The sequence below is a fragment of the Nocardia sp. No.11 genome (genome assembly GCF_038752175.1).
Lineage (GTDB): Bacteria > Actinomycetota > Actinomycetes > Mycobacteriales > Mycobacteriaceae > Nocardia > Nocardia canadensis.
Window position 1 is genome coordinate 51,865 of the sequence record NZ_JBCGFB010000023.1, and the last position, 16,583, is coordinate 68,447.

The 16,583-nt window shown below is 69.0% G+C and carries 17 protein-coding genes and 1 tRNA gene; 8 read left to right on the forward strand and 10 right to left on the reverse strand.

Features of this window, described 5'->3' with window-relative positions; translation table 11 throughout:
- The first annotated feature begins 235 nt into the window (after positions 1 to 235).
- Positions 236 to 904, forward strand: coding sequence for an arsenate reductase ArsC (locus V8688_RS10115; RefSeq protein ID WP_308248390.1), 669 nt, complete (start codon positions 236 to 238; stop codon positions 902 to 904).
- Here V8688_RS10115 and atzF read toward each other — a convergent pair.
- Together atzF and V8688_RS10125 are read right to left on the reverse strand one after the other, a co-directional pair.
- Entirely contained in the window at positions 861 to 2,576 is a 1,716-nt protein-coding gene (gene atzF / locus V8688_RS10120; RefSeq protein WP_342800683.1) for an allophanate hydrolase, read from the reverse strand. The genes V8688_RS10115 and atzF overlap by 44 nt on opposite strands.
- An 11-nt stretch (positions 2,577 to 2,587) precedes the next feature.
- A complete protein-coding gene (locus tag V8688_RS10125; protein ID WP_218716972.1) occupies positions 2,588 to 3,292 on the reverse strand; it encodes a GntR family transcriptional regulator in 705 nt (234 codons plus the stop codon).
- Positions 3,293 to 3,516: 224 nt separating this feature from the next.
- On the opposite strand from V8688_RS10125, the gene V8688_RS10130 reads away from it, so the two are divergent.
- On the forward strand, positions 3,517 to 3,684 hold the full coding sequence (locus V8688_RS10130; RefSeq protein WP_218716973.1) for a hypothetical protein: 168 nt from the start codon (positions 3,517 to 3,519) through the stop codon (positions 3,682 to 3,684).
- Positions 3,685 to 3,821: 137 nt separating this feature from the next.
- Here the strand turns inward: V8688_RS10130 and V8688_RS10135 are convergent.
- The 3 genes from V8688_RS10135 to V8688_RS10145 all read right to left on the reverse strand — a co-directional run bounded on the left by V8688_RS10135 (position 3,822) and on the right by V8688_RS10145 (position 6,629).
- Positions 3,822 to 3,895, reverse strand: a tRNA-Pro gene (locus V8688_RS10135).
- A gap of 64 nt (positions 3,896 to 3,959) precedes the next feature.
- On the reverse strand, positions 3,960 to 5,627 hold the full coding sequence (locus V8688_RS10140; RefSeq protein WP_342800684.1) for a hypothetical protein: 1,668 nt from the start codon (positions 5,625 to 5,627) through the stop codon (positions 3,960 to 3,962).
- Between the two features lie 39 nt (positions 5,628 to 5,666).
- Entirely contained in the window at positions 5,667 to 6,629 is a 963-nt protein-coding gene (locus V8688_RS10145) for a metallophosphoesterase (protein ID WP_218716975.1), read from the reverse strand.
- A 231-nt stretch (positions 6,630 to 6,860) separates the two neighbouring features.
- On the opposite strand from V8688_RS10145, the gene V8688_RS10150 reads away from it, so the two are divergent.
- Complete coding sequence (locus V8688_RS10150) at positions 6,861 to 7,325, forward strand: GatB/YqeY domain-containing protein (protein ID WP_218716976.1); 465 nt, start codon at positions 6,861 to 6,863, stop codon at positions 7,323 to 7,325.
- A gap of 58 nt (positions 7,326 to 7,383) precedes the next feature.
- Here the strand turns inward: V8688_RS10150 and V8688_RS10155 are convergent, their stop codons facing one another.
- Positions 7,384 to 9,762 (reverse strand): transglycosylase domain-containing protein, encoded by a 2,379-nt coding sequence (locus V8688_RS10155; protein WP_218716977.1) that lies wholly within the window; start codon positions 9,760 to 9,762, stop codon positions 7,384 to 7,386.
- Between the two features lie 373 nt (positions 9,763 to 10,135).
- On the opposite strand from V8688_RS10155, the gene V8688_RS10160 reads away from it, so the two are divergent.
- A complete protein-coding gene (locus V8688_RS10160) occupies positions 10,136 to 10,459 on the forward strand; it encodes a WhiB family transcriptional regulator (protein WP_019044565.1) in 324 nt (107 codons plus the stop codon).
- A 136-nt stretch (positions 10,460 to 10,595) separates the two neighbouring features.
- Here the strand turns inward: V8688_RS10160 and V8688_RS10165 are convergent, their stop codons facing one another.
- A complete protein-coding gene (locus V8688_RS10165) occupies positions 10,596 to 11,729 on the reverse strand; it encodes an ArsA family ATPase (RefSeq protein WP_218716978.1) in 1,134 nt (377 codons plus the stop codon).
- Positions 11,726 to 12,763, reverse strand: a complete 1,038-nt coding sequence (locus tag V8688_RS10170; RefSeq protein ID WP_218716979.1) for an ArsA-related P-loop ATPase — start codon at positions 12,761 to 12,763, stop codon at positions 11,726 to 11,728. The genes V8688_RS10165 and V8688_RS10170 overlap by 4 nt, the downstream gene beginning before the upstream one ends.
- A 59-nt stretch (positions 12,764 to 12,822) precedes the next feature.
- On the opposite strand from V8688_RS10170, the gene V8688_RS10175 reads away from it, so the two are divergent.
- The 3 genes from V8688_RS10175 to V8688_RS10185 are packed head-to-tail and all read left to right on the forward strand — an operon-like array spanning position 12,823 to position 14,267.
- The gene (locus V8688_RS10175) at positions 12,823 to 12,984 is read left to right on the forward strand and encodes a DUF4177 domain-containing protein (protein WP_019044568.1); all 162 of its coding nucleotides are present in this window, start codon (positions 12,823 to 12,825) and stop codon (positions 12,982 to 12,984) included.
- A gap of 2 nt (positions 12,985 to 12,986) precedes the next feature.
- Positions 12,987 to 13,460, forward strand: a complete 474-nt coding sequence (locus tag V8688_RS10180; protein WP_218716980.1) for a RidA family protein — start codon at positions 12,987 to 12,989, stop codon at positions 13,458 to 13,460.
- A 9-nt stretch (positions 13,461 to 13,469) separates the two neighbouring features.
- Entirely contained in the window at positions 13,470 to 14,267 is a 798-nt protein-coding gene (locus V8688_RS10185) for an MBL fold metallo-hydrolase (protein WP_218716981.1), read from the forward strand.
- 171 nt (positions 14,268 to 14,438) lie between these two features.
- Here the strand turns inward: V8688_RS10185 and V8688_RS10190 are convergent, their stop codons facing one another.
- Together V8688_RS10190 and V8688_RS10195 are read right to left on the reverse strand one after the other, a co-directional pair.
- On the reverse strand, positions 14,439 to 15,113 hold the full coding sequence (locus V8688_RS10190; RefSeq protein ID WP_019044571.1) for a Crp/Fnr family transcriptional regulator: 675 nt from the start codon (positions 15,111 to 15,113) through the stop codon (positions 14,439 to 14,441).
- 167 nt (positions 15,114 to 15,280) lie between these two features.
- Positions 15,281 to 15,523: a hypothetical protein gene (locus tag V8688_RS10195; protein WP_255587266.1), complete on the reverse strand. Its 243-nt coding sequence runs from the start codon at positions 15,521 to 15,523 to the stop codon at positions 15,281 to 15,283.
- A gap of 233 nt (positions 15,524 to 15,756) precedes the next feature.
- On the opposite strand from V8688_RS10195, the gene nth reads away from it, so the two are divergent.
- Positions 15,757 to 16,437: an endonuclease III gene (nth, locus tag V8688_RS10200; protein ID WP_218716987.1), complete on the forward strand. Its 681-nt coding sequence runs from the start codon at positions 15,757 to 15,759 to the stop codon at positions 16,435 to 16,437.
- Positions 16,438 to 16,583: the final 146 nt, after the last annotated feature.

The window sequence follows — 16,583 nt, forward strand, 5'->3', positions numbered from 1 at the left end:
CACCGGAACAACCGGGTCCGACCGGTCTCGAGGGGTGATCAGTCGGACCCGGCGGTGCAGACCAGAAGGTGGCTCTTCCAGACGCTGAAGACGCACTGCCGACGGTAACCACACCGAAGGACTGGGCCGGAGCTGTTCCGAAGGTGTCGCGGGGTACGCCGACCGGGCCGGTCTGATCGAGGGGTGACCGGCCCGGTCGTTTGCGTTCGGCGGCGTTCGCCGTCAGGGTTGGGGAGTGGTCGAAATCGCCGAGCACCGAGACGCGCTGGATCGTGCCGAGGGACGGCTGCGCGAAGAATTCGCGACGATGTTCGAGCTGGAGACGATCCATCGTTTCCTGCACTCCTCCTACGACGACTTCGCCGCCAGGGCGACGGTGACTTTGTATCTCCCGCTGCTGGCGGAACGTTTCGGCCGACAGCGACTCCAAGCGCTGGCCAAGGTCGAAGGCAAGGTCGCGACACCGCGCCCGACGGTGCTGTTCCTGTGCACGCACAACGCGGGCCGGTCGCAGATGGCGCTCGGCTTCTTCGAGGAGCTGGCGCTGGGTCGCGCCGTCGCCTGGTCGGGCGGGTCGGTGCCGGGTGAGCAGCTCAATCCGGCCGCGGTGGCGGCGATGGCGGAGGTGGGCATCGACATCTCCCGCGAGTATCCGAAGCCGTGGACCGACGAGATCATCCGGGCCGCCGACGTGATCGTCACGATGGGCTGCGGCGACACCTGTCCGCTGGTGCCCGGCGTGCGCTACGCGGAATGGATCATCGAGGACCCGGCCGGCCTGGAACTGGAGCTGGTGCGGCCCATCCGCGACGACATCGGCCGCCGCGTGACGGACCTGCTCACCGAGCTGGGGATCGCCGTCAGCGAGCCCGCAGATACGCCACCCAGCCCCCGTAACCGGTGATGTCGGTGGCGGCGACGGCGGCGTCGTAGCTGCACGCGAAGCCGACCACCGAGCGGCCGTCGGACAGCTCGATACTGGTCAGCGCCATCGGCGGCGGCAGCTGGGCCAGGAAGCGGCCGAGGCCGCCGGGGGAGACCAGGAACAGCTCGCCCAGGATCGGTGCGCCGAGGCCGTCGCCGTGGCGGACCAGCCCGGGCTTGGGCGGCGTCGTATCGAGCGCGGTCAGGCGGTAGGCGTCGCTGGTGGTGATCTGGCCGGCGAACCGGGCGCCGAGCTGCTCGAGCTGCCAGTGCAGTGGCTGTCCGCGCAGATGCGCGCCGAAAACCGCCAGCGGCACACCGGTTTCCACCAGCAGCGGCGACGGGGTGCCGGTGAGGCGGGCGGCCAGGTCGACGGCGAGTTGGTCGGCGAAGGCGGGGACGACCGCCATCACGCCGAACGGCAGGCCGTCGGCCGTCGGCGCGCCGGGGACCGCGACGGCGGCGAGGTCGAGCAGGTTGCAGAAGTTGGTGTAGGTGCCGAGCCTGCGGTTGATGGCCACGGGATCGGCGGCCACCTCGGCGATCGAAGGATGCTCGGTGGTGGTCGGCAGCAGCAGGCCGTCGTAGCCGGTCAGCAGGGCCGTGGCGGTGGCGCGGGCCCCGGCGAGGGTGTCGAGATCGGTGGCGAAGGCCGGTGCGTCCAGTCCCTTCGCGGCGCCGATGATGGCCGCCACGGTGGGGTCGAGGCCCGGCACGCCCTTGTCGACGAACTCGCCGACGGCCGCGTACCGCTCGGCGACGATCGCGCCGTCGTAGAGCAGCCGGGCCGCGTCCAGCAGCGGGGAGATGTCGATCTCGTGCACCGCGACACCCTGATCGCGCAGCGTGGCAACGGTTTCGGTGAAGGCATGCCGGTAGGCGGGGCTCAGTGGCGCGAGATCGTCGGGGCGGGGGATCGCCACCTTCGGCTGGGGCGAGGCGGCCAGGCGCACGTCGGCGGGCCAGGCGCGGCTGCGCGGATCGCGGGCATCCGGGCCCGCCATGGTCTTGGCGGCGGTGACGGCCAGGTCCAGGTCGGCGGCGAAGACGGTGACCGCGTCGTAGTCCGCGCACGCGGGGACGACGCCGTGCGCGGGGATCACGCCCAGGCTGGCTTTGATGCCGACGATGCCGTGCAGCGCCGCGGGTACCCGGCCCGAGCCCGCGGTGTCGGTGCCGATCGCGAGGTCGGCGATGCCGAGGGCGACCGCGGCCGCCGAGCCGGAACTCGAACCGCCGGAGATCAATTCGGGGTACCGGGCGTTGCGGACCGCGCCGTACGGGCTGCGGGTGCCGACCAAGCCGGTGGCGAACTGGTCCAGGTTCGTCTTGCCGAGCACCAGCGCGCCCGCCGCGACCAGACGCGCCACCGCCACGGCGGTTTCGGCGGCCGGATAGGCGAATTCGGGGCAGGCCGCGGTGGTCGGCAGGCCCGCGACGTCGACATTGTCCTTCACGGCGAGGAGTGAGCCCGCCAGCGGCAGTTGCTCGCCCGCGGCGATCCGGCGCTCCAGTTCCACTGCCTCACCGGCGAGTTCGCTTTCCGGGCGCAGCGTGATCCAGACCTCGGGACGGTCCACCTCGGCGATCCGCGCGTAGGCCGCGGCGACCCTGGCGGTCGGTGTCGCGGTGTCGAGTAGTCCTGCTGACATGGCAAGTCTCCTTAATCGCTCATGGACATGGCGGCGACGGCGCGCGAGATGCGGTCGAGCACGACATCGAGCGAGTCGCCGATGTGGGTGTGCAGGAGCCGCTGGGCCAGCTCGAGCTCGCCTGCGAGGACGGCGTCGAGGATGCCGAGGTGCTCGCTGATCGTGGTCTCGATGCGGTTGTTGATCATGAAGTCGTACATGCGCACATGGCGGATGCGGGAGTTCACCGCGATCAGCGCGCGCACCATCTCGGTGTTGCCCGCCGCGGTCAGCAGGGCGACGTGGAATTCCTCGTCGACCACGACGAATCCCGGTTCCTGGGCGGGCGGGTCGGCCTGGAGGGCCAGCCAGCGTTGCTGCTCGGCGCGCAGCAGCCGCTCGTCGTGGGTGAGCGCGGGGTCGGTGCGCACCCGGGTCATCCCGCCCAGTTCCAGCGTCAGCCGCAGTTCGTACAGGTCGCGGATGCGGGCCACGCTCGGCCGGACCGGGCTGAACCCGAACTCCTCGCGCTCCAGCAGGCCGTCCGAGCACAGCATGGTCAGCGCCTCGCGCACCGGCGTACGGGAGATGCCGAATCTGGTCGACAGCTTCGGCTCGGTGAGGCGCTCGCCGAAGCGGATGTCGCCGTTCATCAACTCCGCGCGCAGCGTCGAGTACACGACGTCGCGCAGCGGTCTGCTCGCGCCGTCATCCGGTGCATCCACCCTTGTCGACATGGGTGTATACGCTATCGACCGGGAATTTCTATCAAGTGACAGAAAGTAAGCGGCAGGTTATCGGGTCCTCACACCGCCCGACTCACCGCGGGCGCGTCCGCGTGGAGAGCACTTCTCAACCACTTTCGAACACGCAGGGAACCTCCGGTGACACAGTCCGCGCGCAGTCTTTGCTGCGAGCCCGCCGTCGCGCTCCCACTCCGCTCACCCCGGAAGGGCGTCCCATGAACACCTCCGCCGCCATCCTGGCCCTCATCCTCGGCCTGTTCTCGGTCATCGCCATCACCGTCTGGTGGCCCAACCCCCTCGACCGCGAAACACCCCCGACTTACGAAGAACCCCTGCTCCGCGGTGCGTCCGTCCCTCGACCCACCCGCCGCGAGCACCACTGATCCGACCCGACGGGTGGGCGATCGCTTCCGCGGTGGCGGAGCCCTTTCCGGCCGAGTACCGGGAGAATGGTCCGGAAATACGAGGAGCCCCTGACCAGCGAACTGATCAGGGGCTCTTCTGTGTCTCAACCAACACGTCGGGGTGACAGGATTTGAACCTGCGACCTCTTCGTCCCGAACGAAGCGCGCTACCAAGCTGCGCCACACCCCGTGAGGCGAACCTGAAGTAGCTTACAACGAGGTGGCGGGGATTGTTAAACCGGCTGGTCAGGGGGCTAGTTGAGGGCTCGGACGGAGCTGAAGATGCGCTTGGCGGTGGCGGCGTCGATGGCGTCGGGGACGCCGGTGTCGGCGATCATGACCATGACGAAGCTGCCGTCCTTCGAGCCTTTGAACGCGTAGGTGTAGATGGAGAAGGTGGACGCGCAGCCGGGCTTGGGTGTGGGGACGGTGCCGGTGGTCTCGGTGAACATGCCCTCGGTCTTGCCGTCGATCGACTTCAGCGGCTGGGCCGGACCGGGGGTGCCGGTGGCGCCCGAGTAGGCCAGGGGCGCGGCCTTGGTGCCGAGCTCGGCGCCCGCCGCGGCGTGGTCGGCCTGCTTGGAGCCGGTGAGCAGCGACATGGTGCGGGTGGAGCCGGGGCAGTAGTCGCGGCCGTCGGTGGCGTAGCCCTTGCCGATGACAGTGTCGCCCGGGGGCTCGCCGACGCCGCCGATGGTCGTCTCCGTGGCGACCTTCCAGCTCGGCGGGACGTCGTAGGCCGCGCCCCGGTCGGGGGAGGCCACCACCTGGTAGCCGGCGATGAGCGGCGTGCGGTTGCCCGCGGCGCCGGAGGGGGACGGGGTGGTGGAGCTGGGCTTCGACTTGCTGGTCGGCGGTGGTGCGCCGGTGGTGGTGAGGGCGCTGACCATCGACGGGGTGGTGCTGCCGCTCGCGGTGGTGGTCGGGTCGTCGTCGCCACGGGTCAGCGCGAAGGCGGTGATGGCGCCGCCGGCCAGCAGCAGTGCGGCGACCCCGGCCGCCACCCAGACCACGGCCTTGCTGCCGGACTTTCGGCCCGGCTGTCCGTAGGGCGGCTGTCCGTAGGGCTGGTTGCCGAACTGCTCGAGCGGCGGGACCTCACCGTACTGCTGCTGCGGCTGTCCCCACGGCTGGGCTGGATTCGGCTGCCCCACAGCCGGATTCCATTGCTGGTTCGAGGCGCCCCACTGCGGCTGCCCCGCGGGCACACCCCACTGCTGGTCTCCGGGCGGATTCGAGCCGGGCCACCCCGCGTTCGGAGTGCGCAACTGGGTCGCGTCGGTCTGCCCGGGGTACGCGTCCGGCCAGGGTGCGGCGGGGCCGCGCAACTGGGTGGGGTCGGCTTGCCCTGGTTGGGGTGAGCTGGGCTGTCCGGCAGGAGGATTCGCTCCGGGCCATGCCATCGCTGGATTCCCCAGCTGGGTCGGGTCCGCCTGCCCGGGCTGCGCGGCCGGTGGATTACCGCCGGGCCATGGCGCTGGTTCGGCGGGGTTGCGCAGTTGGGTGGCGTCGGCCTGGCCTGGTTGCTGCCACGGCTGCGGGGAACCAGGTTGTCCGGCAGGAGGATTGGCTCCGGGCCAGGGTGCCGCCGGAGTCCCCCACTGGGGCGGCTCGGCCTGGCCGGTGGGCGAATTGTCCCACTGTTGGGGGCCTGCCGGGGTCCACTGGGTCGGATCGGGCAGCGGGGGTGGTGGGCCGGAGCCGTCCCAGCGCAGGGTGGGCGGGAGGCCCGTGCTGCCGGGGGTCCAGACCGTGGTGGGGTCGGGGTTGGGTTGTCCCGCAGGGGGATCCGACGGCGTCGGCGCGCCCGGGGGTGGGTTCACCGCACCGGGACGCTGCCACTGCGCGTCTGCTGGGTCGGGTGCACCGGAGCCGCCGAATACGGTCGGGTCGTTGCGCCGGTCGTCGGATCCACTGCTCACTGTCATCCCCTACTGACAAACGTCGTTCGGGGCGCAACCCTAGCGGGCGACGGCCTCCGATGCCGAGATGCCGTAGCCGGTGTCGGCCGAGGGCCGCTTCGGCGGGGCACCGACCAGCGTCAACAGGGTGGCCTCCGGGCGGCAGCAGAACCGGTAGGGCGCCCACGGCGAGGTGCCGATGCCCGCCGAGACGTGCAGCTGGGTGTGCTCGCCCCATTGCGAGGCGCCCTTCACCCGGGACTTGTCGATGCCGCAGTTGGTCACCAGCGCGCCGTAACCGGGCACGACCAGCTGCCCACCGTGCGTGTGACCGGCCAGCACGAGGTCGTAGCCGTCCTCGGCGAAACGGTCGAGCACCCGGGGCTCGGGCGAGTGGGTGACGCCGATGCTCAGCTGCGCGAGCTGGTTGGGCGCGCCCGCGACGGTGTCGTAGCGATCGCGCTGCAGATGCGGATCGTCGACGCCCGCGCTCGCGATGCGGATGCCCGCCACCTCGAGGTCGCGACGGGTGTGGGTCAGGTCCAGCCAGCCGCGCTCGGTGAACGCCGCGCGCAGATCCTGCCAGGGCAGCGGGTCGCCGTAAACGCGGCGATGATCCTTCTTGAAATACTTCAGCGGATTCTTCGGCACCGGCGCGAAATAGTCGTTCGAACCGAACACGAACAGACCGGGACGGGCCAGCAGCGCACCGAGTGATTGCACGACGGCGGGCACGGCCTTGGGGTGCGAAAGATTGTCGCCGGTATTCACGACCAGGTCGGGTTCGAGCCGGTCGAGTTCGCGCAGCCACTGCTGTTTGAGCTGTTGGCCCGGCATCATGTGCAGGTCGCTGACGTGCAGAATTCGCAGCGTCGGCGAGCCGGGCGTGAGGACCGGCATCGTGGCTTCGCGCAGGACGAACGCGTTCCGTTCGATCAGCGTGGCGTAGCCGATACCGGCGACGGCGGCCCCGGCGGCTCCCAACGCGGTTCGGCGGACAGCGGACGTCGAGATAACGGGCATTTGCCCAGCATAGGCGACCCCCTCCCGGAACGGCGCGTGTGTTTCCGCACAAGTGATAAGAATTCTCGGCCCGCCCCCGATTCTGGACCGACCGGAGGGTGCGACGAAGGAGTGCCCGGAGGAGGGAAGAATCGGGGTTACAGGGCCGAGAACCGCGCCCCGGCGCGGAATGTTTGCGTTGCGATGAAAATGTGATGGGACTCCGCGAGGTGAACAGCTAGCGTGAGGCGCATGTCGGAACTGAAATCGCAACTGCGCGCGGATATGACCGCCGCGATGAAAGCCAAGGACACTCTGCGTCTGTCGACCCTGCGGATGCTGCTCGCCGCGATCCAGAACGCCGAGGTCTCGGGAGCGCAGGCGAAGGAACTCTCCGATGCCGAGGTCGTCGCCGTGCTGCAGAAGGAAGCCAAGAAGCGCAACGAGTCGGCGGTGATCTACGAGCAGAACGGGCGTGGCGAACTGGCCGCCAACGAGCGTGCCGAGGAAGAGGTCATCGAGCAGTACCTGCCCCGGCAGCTGACCGAGGCCGAGGTCGCCCAGGTCGCCGACACCGCGATCGCCCAGGTCGCCGAGGCGATCGGCGAACGGCCCGGAATGAAGCAGATGGGTCAGGTCATGAAGGTGGCCACCGCGCTCGCCGAGGGCAAGGCCGACGGTTCGCGGCTGTCCGCGGCGGTCAAAGCCCGGCTCTGACCTGCCTGGCCGACGAACAGGGCCGCCGTCCTTCGAGGACGGCGGCCCTGTGTCGTTGCTAGCGCGGCACCGGAATCGGGATCGGTGGCAGACGCGGGATCTGCGGGAGACCGGGCAGCGCGGGCGCGGGCGCCGCGGGCGGCGGCGTGGTCGGCGCGGGCACGCGGACCGAGCCGTCACTGATGTAGATCGTGACGACCGAGCCCGGAATCGCCGAGCCGTTCGGCGAACTGCCCATCACGGTGCCCTTGGCCTGCGAGCCGGGACTGGTCACCGCCGAGACCTGGAAACCGGCGCCGGACAGGATCGAGGTGGCCTCGCCCTGTGACTTGCCCGCCACGTCCGGAACCTGGGAGTTGTTCGCGCCGCGGACGTACTTGTCGTCCACCGGTGGCAGGGCGGGCGGCGGGAACCGGTCCATGACCGGCTTGATGGCGTTGAACCAGGTGCGGGCCGGTTCGTTACCACCGAACAGGCCCGCGGCATTGCTGGCGCCGCAGTTGCGCAGCGGGAACGAGCAGATCTCGCCGGGGGTCGGGCTGTCGCCGTAGACGTAGACCGACGACGCCAGCGAGTTGGTGAAGCCGAGGAACGCCGAGGAGCGGTGGCTCTCGGTGGTGCCCGTCTTGCCCGACATCGGCGCCGCCCAGCCTGCGGCCCGCGCCGCGCCCGCGGCGGTGCCGCTGACGTCGTCCTTGCTCATCGCGTTGGCGAGGGTGTTGGCCAGCCCGGGGTCGACGACCTGCTCGCACGCCTGCTGGGTGAGCGGGACGGGCTTGCCGGTGCGGTCGGTGACCTCCTTGATGGGCGAGGGCGGGCACCACTTGCCCGCCGAGCCGATCGTGGCGGCGACATTCGACAGTTCCAGCGGGTTGATCGCGAACGGGCCGAGGGTGAACGAGCCCATGTTGTTGTTCTTGATGTGGTCGGCCAGGCTCGTGTTGCCGTGCCCGGAGGTGCCCGGATCGGTGTAGGACCGCATGCCGAGGCGGACGGCCATGTCCACCGCGGAGGCGACGCCGACGTCCTGGATCATCTTCACGAAGGCGGTGTTGGGCGAGGTCGCGAGCGCGTCGGTCAACGACATCGACCCGGGGTAGTTGCCCGCGTTCTTGACGCACCAGGAGTCCGCGGGGCAGCCCGGCGAGTTCGAGTAACCCATGCCCTTGGCGGCGTAGGTGCCCGGCACGTCCACCTGGGCGGCGATGCCGAGGCCCTTCTCCATCGCGGCGGCGGTGGTGAACAGCTTGAAGATCGAGCCCGCGCCGTCACCGGCCATCGAGTACGGCTGGCCGAGCAGCGTCTCGTTGGCGTCGCGGTCCAGGCCGTAGGTGCGGCTCGACGCCATCGCCAGGACGGGGTGCGAATCCTGCCCAGGGGCGATCACCGACATCACCTCGGCGATGTTGTCGAGGTTGGGGTCGGCCTGCTCGTTCACCGACCGCTTGACCGATTCCTGCAGGACCGGATCGAGGGTGGTCTTGATCAGGTAGCCGCCCTTGTCGATCTGCTCGCGGCTGATGCCCGACTCGGCCAGGTACTGCAGCGCGTAGTCACAGAAGAAGCCCTTGTCGTGGGCGGCGATGCAGCCGCGCGGCAGGCCCTTCGGCTCGGGCAGCACGCCGAGCGGTTCGGACTTGGCCTTGCGGAACTCCTCCGCGCGGTTGGGGATGTTCTGGATGAGCGTGTCGAGCACCGTGTTGCGGCGATCGGTGACGCCCTGGACGTTGGTGTACGGGTTCAGCTTGGAGCTGGACTGCACCATGCCCGCGAGCATCGCCGACTGGGTGACGTTGAGGTCGGCGGCGTCGATGCCGAAGTAGGTCTGGGCGGCGTCCTGGACGCCGTAGGAGCCGTTGCCGAAGGGCACCAGGTTCAGGTAGCGGGTGAGGATCTCGTCCTTGCTCAGCTCGCGGTCGAGCGTGAGCGCCATCCGGATCTCGCGCAGCTTGCGCGCCGGGGTGGTCTCGATCGCGGCGCGGCGTTCCTGGTCGGTCTTCGCGACGACGAGCAGGTTGAAGTTCTTCACGTACTGCTGGTCCAGCGTCGACGCGCCCTGCTGCACCTCGCCGGAGGAGGTGTTGGTGAGGAACGCGCGCAGCGTGCCCTGCCAGTCGACGCCCTTGTGATCGGCGAAGCGCTTGTCCTCGATGGACACGATCGCCAGCTTCATGTTGTTGGAGATGCGATCGCTCGGCACCTCGAAGCGTCGCTGCTCGTAGAGCCAGGCGATGGGTGCGCCGTTCGCGTCGACCATGGTCGAGACGGCCGGGACCGTGCCTTCCACCAGTTCGGCTGAGACGTTGTCGACGGCATCGGCGGCTCGGTTGGAGATGAACCCGAATCCACCGGCCAAGGGGAACAACAGCCCGGCGACTAGCACGGAGGCCAGCGCGCAGCTGCCGGCCAGCCTCGCGAGCGTTTGAGTGATCGGCACCAGCCCAGCCTAAAGGGTGGGGTGGCGGTGTTCACGGCTGTGCTGCTCGACAGGGGATGTCCGGTCGGTGCCAGGGGGGTTGCTCGGGCGTGTCAACAAAATGATCACATCGGCGTGTCGCGCCCGGCCACGCCGGTGAACAGCAGGACTGCCCGGTCGGATCCCTGATTTGAATGGACGGCCGTACCAAAAAATCGGGGAGCGGTCTTGCGTAACCGCCATACCTTTACCTAGATTGAGAACCCAGTGTGATAGAGCTAACACTCAAAGTGGAATGTGGTGCGGACCGCAGCGGTAGTTGGGTTGCTGTGATCCGCGCTCGCGATTCTGGAGCGCCGCACAACGGTGTTCGGACTGCAAAGGGGCACATCAAATGCACATCACAACCCCCATCGCTCGACTGGATGTAGAGCAGGCCGAGGCAAGGATCGCTTGGGTTGCCCAGGCGCGATGCAAGGAAGTGGACCCTGATCAGCTGTTCGTTCGTGGTGCGGCGCAGCGCAAGGCGGCGACGATCTGCCGCCATTGCCCCGTGTTGATGCAGTGTGGTGCCGATGCGCTGGACAACCGGGTGGAGTTCGGAGTGTGGGGCGGGATGACCGAGCGACAGCGACGCGCGTTGCTCAAGCAGCATCCCGATGTGACGTCGTGGGCCGACTTCTTCCAGGCCCAGCGCCAGCATCAGGTGGCGATCTAGCAGGCGAGACCGCAGCGTTATCACAAACGGCGCCGAGACCGCGGAGTTTGCGGAATCGGCGCCGTTGGCGGATGTTACGAGACTGTGAGCTATAGCCGATAAGTCTGAATCGAGCTCTGGATTCGGGCAGGTCGGCTCAGACCGCGGCGGGTTTGCCCGCCAACTGGTCGCCGACCGCGCGCAAAGCCTCCAGGTCGGAGACCTCGAACGGCAGCGCGGTGACCGAAACGATCGGGACCCGCGGATGGGCGCCGGTGAAGCGATGCAGCAACCGCTGTTCCCGCTTCGCCGTCGCCACCCGCTCGGCGTGGATGCGCAGCACCGACGCGGCGAGCGGGTCCGTCTCCGCGAGCTGGTCGGCGGCGGTCAGTGCGTGATCGGCCGGCAGCCCCGACAGCGCGGGGTGCGTCCGGTTGAGCACGAGGCCGGCCAGCGGCATCTGCTCGGTGGACAGCCGGTCGACGAAGAACGACGCCTCGCGCAGCGCGTCGGGCTCGGGCGCGGCGACCACGAGGAAGTGCGTGCCCGGCTTGGACAGCATCGCGAAGGTGCGCTCGGCCCGGTCCTGGAACCCGCCGAACAGCGATTCCAGCGACTGCAGGAATGTCGAGGCGTCCTTGAGCATCTGGCCGCCGACGATCGTCGACACACCGCGCATCGCCAGGCTCATCGCCCCGGTGACGAACCGGCCGACGCCCCGGCCCGGCGCCATGATCAGCCGGATCATCTTGCCGTTGAGGAAGGTGCCGAGCCGCTTGGGCGCGTCCAGGAAGTCCAGCGCGTTGCGCGAGGGCGGAGTGTCGACCACGATCAGGTCCCACTCCTTGTGCCCGGCCAGCTGACCGAGCTTCTCCATCGCCATGTACTCCTGCGTGCCGCCGAAGGACGAGGCCACCGTCTGATAGATCGGGTTGGCGAAGATCTGCTCGGCCTTCTCGGCACTGGTGTGCTCGAGCACCATGTCGTCGAAGGTGCGGCGCATGTTCAGCATCATCGCGTGCAGCTCACCGGGCACCTCGGGGCCCAGGTCGACGCGCTGCGGGGTGTTGTCCAGCTCGGCCACACCCAGCGACTGCGCGAGCCTGCGCGCCGGATCGATGGTGAGCACCACGACCTTGCGGCCCGCCTCCGCGGCCCGCAGGGCGATCGAGGCGGCGGTCGTGGTCTTGCCGACGCCGCCGGAACCGCAGCAGACGATCACGCGGGCCGTCGGATCGGCGATGATCCGGGAGACGTCCAGCGGGGGCGTGGTGGTCACTTGCTCGCTCATCGCACTCCCTGCGCCGATAGCTGTTCTGCCAGTTCGTAGAGTCCGCCCAGGTCCATGCCCTCGCCGAGGTCGGGCAGGTGCAGCTGGGGGACGTCCACGCGCGCCAGTTCGGCGGCGCTCTCGTCCTGGGCGGTCAGCATGACGGCGTGGTCGACGGTCTCGGTGAGCAAACCGGCGAAATCCTCGTCGGGCAGGGTGATTCCGGCCTTCGCCAGACTGGCGGCGATGTCGGTGGTGTCGAGCTCGCCGCGCACGGCCAGCTCACGATCGACGGCGGTGAGCCGGGATTCGGCCGCCCGGTTGACGATCACCGTCCCGATCCGCAAGTCGTTGGCCGCCAGCTCGGCGACCGCGTCGGCGGTCTCCTGCACCGGCAGCGCCTCGAGCAGGGTGACCAGGTGGATCATCGTCTGGTCCGAATGCAGCAGCTTGGACACGCCCTCGGCCTGCGAGGCGATCGGGCCGCCCTTGGCGATCTCGGCCATGGCCTGGGTGACATCGAGGAAGCTCGCGATCCGGCCGGTCGGCGGGGCGTCGACGACGATGTCGTCGTAGGCGGGCTTGCCGTTCTTGTCGGCGCGCACCGCGCATTCCTTGATCTTGCCGGTGAGGATCACATCGCGCAGACCGGGAGCGATGGTGGTGACGAACTCGATCGCGCCCATCCGCCGCATCGCCCGGCCGGCGAAGCCGAGGTTGTAGAACATGTCGAGGTATTCCAGGAACGCGTGCTCGATGTCGAGGGCGAGCGCGAACACCTCGCCGCCGCCGTCGGCGCTGGCGATCTGGGTCTCGGTAGGCGGCAGCGGCGGCCGGTCGAACAACTGCGCGATGGACTGACGGCTCTCCACCTCGACCAACAGCACTTTGCGTCCCCCTGCGGCCAGGGCGAGCGCGAGTGCGGCCGAAACGGTCGACTTGCCGGTGCCTCCCTTGCCGGTGACGTAGTGCAAGCGGGCGGTGGCCGCGCGCTGTGGCCATCCGGTCGACGGTTCGGGAACCGACGAAACCGGCTCTGCTGTTGGTGCTCCCACGTGGCCGAGCCTATAACCCGTTTCTCGGCCGTGGTCGGGGTGCGCCCTAAACTCACACCATGAGTGAAGTCACCCTGTGGGAGTACGCGACCGTGCCGCTGTTGACGCACGCGACCAAGCAGATCCTCGACCAGTGGGGCGCCGACGGCTGGGAGCTGGTCACGGTGCTGCCCGGACCGACCGGCGAGCAGCACGTCGCCTACCTGAAGCGGCAGAAGTAGCCGTGGCCACCGCGTGGAAGGACGCGCTCGATCGGCTCGGGGTCACCCTGCCGCCGGTCGCCGCTCCCGTCGCGGCCTACATCCCGGCCGTGCGCACCGGTTCGCTGGTCTACACCTCCGGCCAGCTGCCCTTCGTCGACGGTGAGCTGTCGTCGGTCGGCAAGGTCGGCGCGGACGTCGATGTGGAGCAGGCCAAGGAGGCCGCGCGGCTGTGCGCGCTGAACGCGCTGGCCGCGGTGCACGATCTGGTCGGGCTCGACCGGGTGGTGCGGATCGTGAAGGTCGTCGGGTTCGTCAACTCCGCACCGGGATTCACCGATCAGCCGATCGTCATCAACGGCGCCTCGGAGTTCCTCGGCGAGGTGTTCGGCGAGGCGGGCGTGCACGCGCGCTCCGCGGTGGGTGTCTCGGAGCTGCCGAAGAACACTCCCGTCGAGGTGGAATTGATCGTCGAGTTGGACCGAGCAGTCGGATAGGCAGCCGTCATGGCACTGGAACACCCCGCGTACGGCCAGGTCAGGGCGGTCACGCCGACGGCATCGGTGCTGCTGGCGGACAATCCGTCGCAGATGACGCTCGACGGGACCAACACCTGGCTGCTGCGCGCCCCCGGCAGCGACGACTACGTGGTCGTCGATCCGGGTCCGAAGGACAAGAAGCACACGGCCGCGATCGTCGCGGCCACTGGTGGCCGGGTCGCGCTGACCCTGATCACCCATCACCACCACGACCACACCGGCGGCATCGATCACCTGGTGAAAGCCACCGGGACGCCGGTGCGGTCGGTGGAGACCGAGCATCTGCGCGGCGAGGTGACCCCGCTCGTCGACGGCGAGCTGATCGAGGCGGCCGGTGTGCGGATCTCGGTGCTCGCCACCCCGGGCCACACCGGCGACTCGGTGAGTTTCGTGCTCGACGACGCGATCATCACCGGTGACACGGTGCTCGGGCAGGGCACCACGGTGCTCGCCTCGTCCTCGGGCGCGCTGGCCGATTTCCTGCGGTCGCTGGAACTGCTGCGGCACCACGGCGCGGGCCGGGCACTGCTGCCCGCGCACGGTCCCGATCATCCCGACGCGGCTCCGGTGGTGCAGTACTACCTGAACCACCGGCGTGAGCGGCTCGATCAGATCCGGGCGGCCCTGGTCGAACTGGGCCAGGACGCGGGCGCTTTCGAGGTCGTCCGCAAGGTGTACGCCGACGTGGACAAACGACTGTGGCCCGCCGCGCGTAGCTCGGTGAAGGCACAGCTGGAATATCTGCGGGCCGAACGCGGGGCCTGAGGCCGGCCCGGGAGCCGACGTGCGCTGTTCGGCACGTCGGCCTGCGGCCTGTCCGGCGCACCCGCTGAAACGACGACGGCACGCCGGAACCACCCTGGTGCGGACGAGGCCCTCTTCCTGCGGAGCCGCACCGGTGGTCCCGGCGTGCCGAGACGTCGTCGAACTACTCGATCAGCGAGCGCGACGTGCGAGCCGCTCGGAGTCCGAGATCAGGACGCTCTTGCCCTCGAGTCGCAGCCAGCCGCGATGCGCGAAGTCGGCCAGGGCCTTGTTCACGGTTTCACGGGAGGCGCCGACCAGCTGGGCGATCTCTTCCTGGGTGAGGTCGTGGGTCACGCGCAGCGCGCCCGCTTCCTGGGTGCCGAAACGCTGAGCGAGCTGCAGCAACGCCTTGGCGACGCGACCGGGCACGTCGGTGAAGATCAGATCGGCGAGGTTGTTGTTGGTGCGGCGAAGACGTCGGGCCAACACGCGCAGCAGCTGCTCGGCGATCTCGGGACGCTGATCGATCCACGCCTTGAGCGCGTCACGGTCCATCGTCACCGCGCGGACCTCGGTGACCGTGGTGGCGGTCGAGGTACGCGGGCCCGGGTCGAAGATCGACAGTTCACCGAACATGTCGGACGGACCCATGATGGTCAGCAGGTTTTCCCGGCCGTCGGGGGACCGACGACCGATCTTCACCTTGCCCGAGGTGATGATGTACAGCCGATCGCCGGGTTCGCCCTCGTTGAAGATGACGTGGCCGCGCGGAAAATCTACGGGCTGCAGCTGCTTGGCGAGCGCGGCCACCGCGGTGGGCTCGACGCCTTGGAAGATGCCTGCTCTGGCGAGGGCCTCGTCCACGAATGTGCTCCTTATGGGATATGGCTTGCGAACCTGGTCGAGCGAATCGACCAACAGCGCAGTCTACGCGGCCTCGCGGCAGCACAGTGACAGACACCACGTAAAGAGTGGATTGCGCACTGTGCGCGGAGTGTGAACGGGGGGTTGTGCCCGCGGCGGAGCGACGATCAGCTGGCCCGAGCGACGTCCATTTCGGCGGTCCGTGAGCGGCGCTTGCGCATCCGCGCGACCGCGGCGGGGAGGCCGAGCTTCGTCAGCTCTTTCACTTCGGCGTTGCTGGCGTTGTCCAGGTACTGCTGAACCTCTTCGTCGGGTTCGAGAAGCTTTCGGAGCCGATTCTCGACCCGCTCCATCCCCAGCGCGAACAGCATCAACAGCACTGGGAAGAGCACCACAGCGAGTCCTTGCATGACAGGCAGTAAACACGGTCCAGGTCTCAGATGGAACACAGGCGGCAAACTGACCGCCCAATGTTGTCGTAGCGGTTACGTATGGTGGACAGGTGCCCGTTTCCCCCTCCACCGCGCCCGCCGGCGACGCCGAAACGGCTGCGGCGCCCACCGGCATCTCCGCGGCGCGTAAGCGCAAGAACCGTGCGATAGCTGCGGAAACGCGGATCGGACTCGTCCGCCGGGCACGTCGGATGAACCGCACCCTCGGTGCGGCCTTTCCCGACGCGCACTGCGAGCTGGATTTCACCACGCCGCTGGAGCTGGCCGTCGCGACGATCCTGTCGGCCCAGTGCACCGACGTCCGCGTGAACCTCACCACTCCCGCGCTGTTCGCGAAGTACCGCAGCGCGCGCGACTACGCCGAGGCCAACCGGGCCGAGCTGGAGGAATACATCCGGCCGACGGGCTTCTACCGGAACAAGACCAGTTCGCTGATCGGGCTCGGGCAGGCGCTGGTCAGCGAATTCGACGGTGAATTGCCTCACACCCTGCCGGAACTGGTGAAGCTGCCGGGCATCGGACGCAAGACTGCGAACGTCATCCTCGGCAATGCCTTCGATGTGCCCGGAATCACCGTCGACACCCACTTCGGCAGGCTGGTGCGGCGCTGGAAGTGGACCGAGGACGAGGATCCGGTCAAGGTCGAACACGCGGTCGGCGAGCTGATCGAGCGCAAGGAGTGGACGATGCTCTCGCATCGGGTGATCTTTCACGGTCGCCGGGTGTGTCATGCGCGTAAGCCCGCTTGCGGCGCCTGTGTCCTCGCCAACGACTGCCCGTCGTTCGGGATCGGGCCGACCGATCCGGTGGCGGCGGCCGAACTGGTCAAGGGTCCTGAGCGCGAACATCTGCTCGATATGGTCGGCCTGTGAGTGATCCCGCCGAACCGTCGCCGGTGCGGCGGCCCGCCTTCCGCTGGGCGCTGGCCGCGCTGATCCTGGTCGTCGCCGCGGCGGTGGCGCTGTGGCCGCGCGGTGGTTCCGAGGACGCCGGCCCGTCGGCGTCGCAGGTCGAGCAG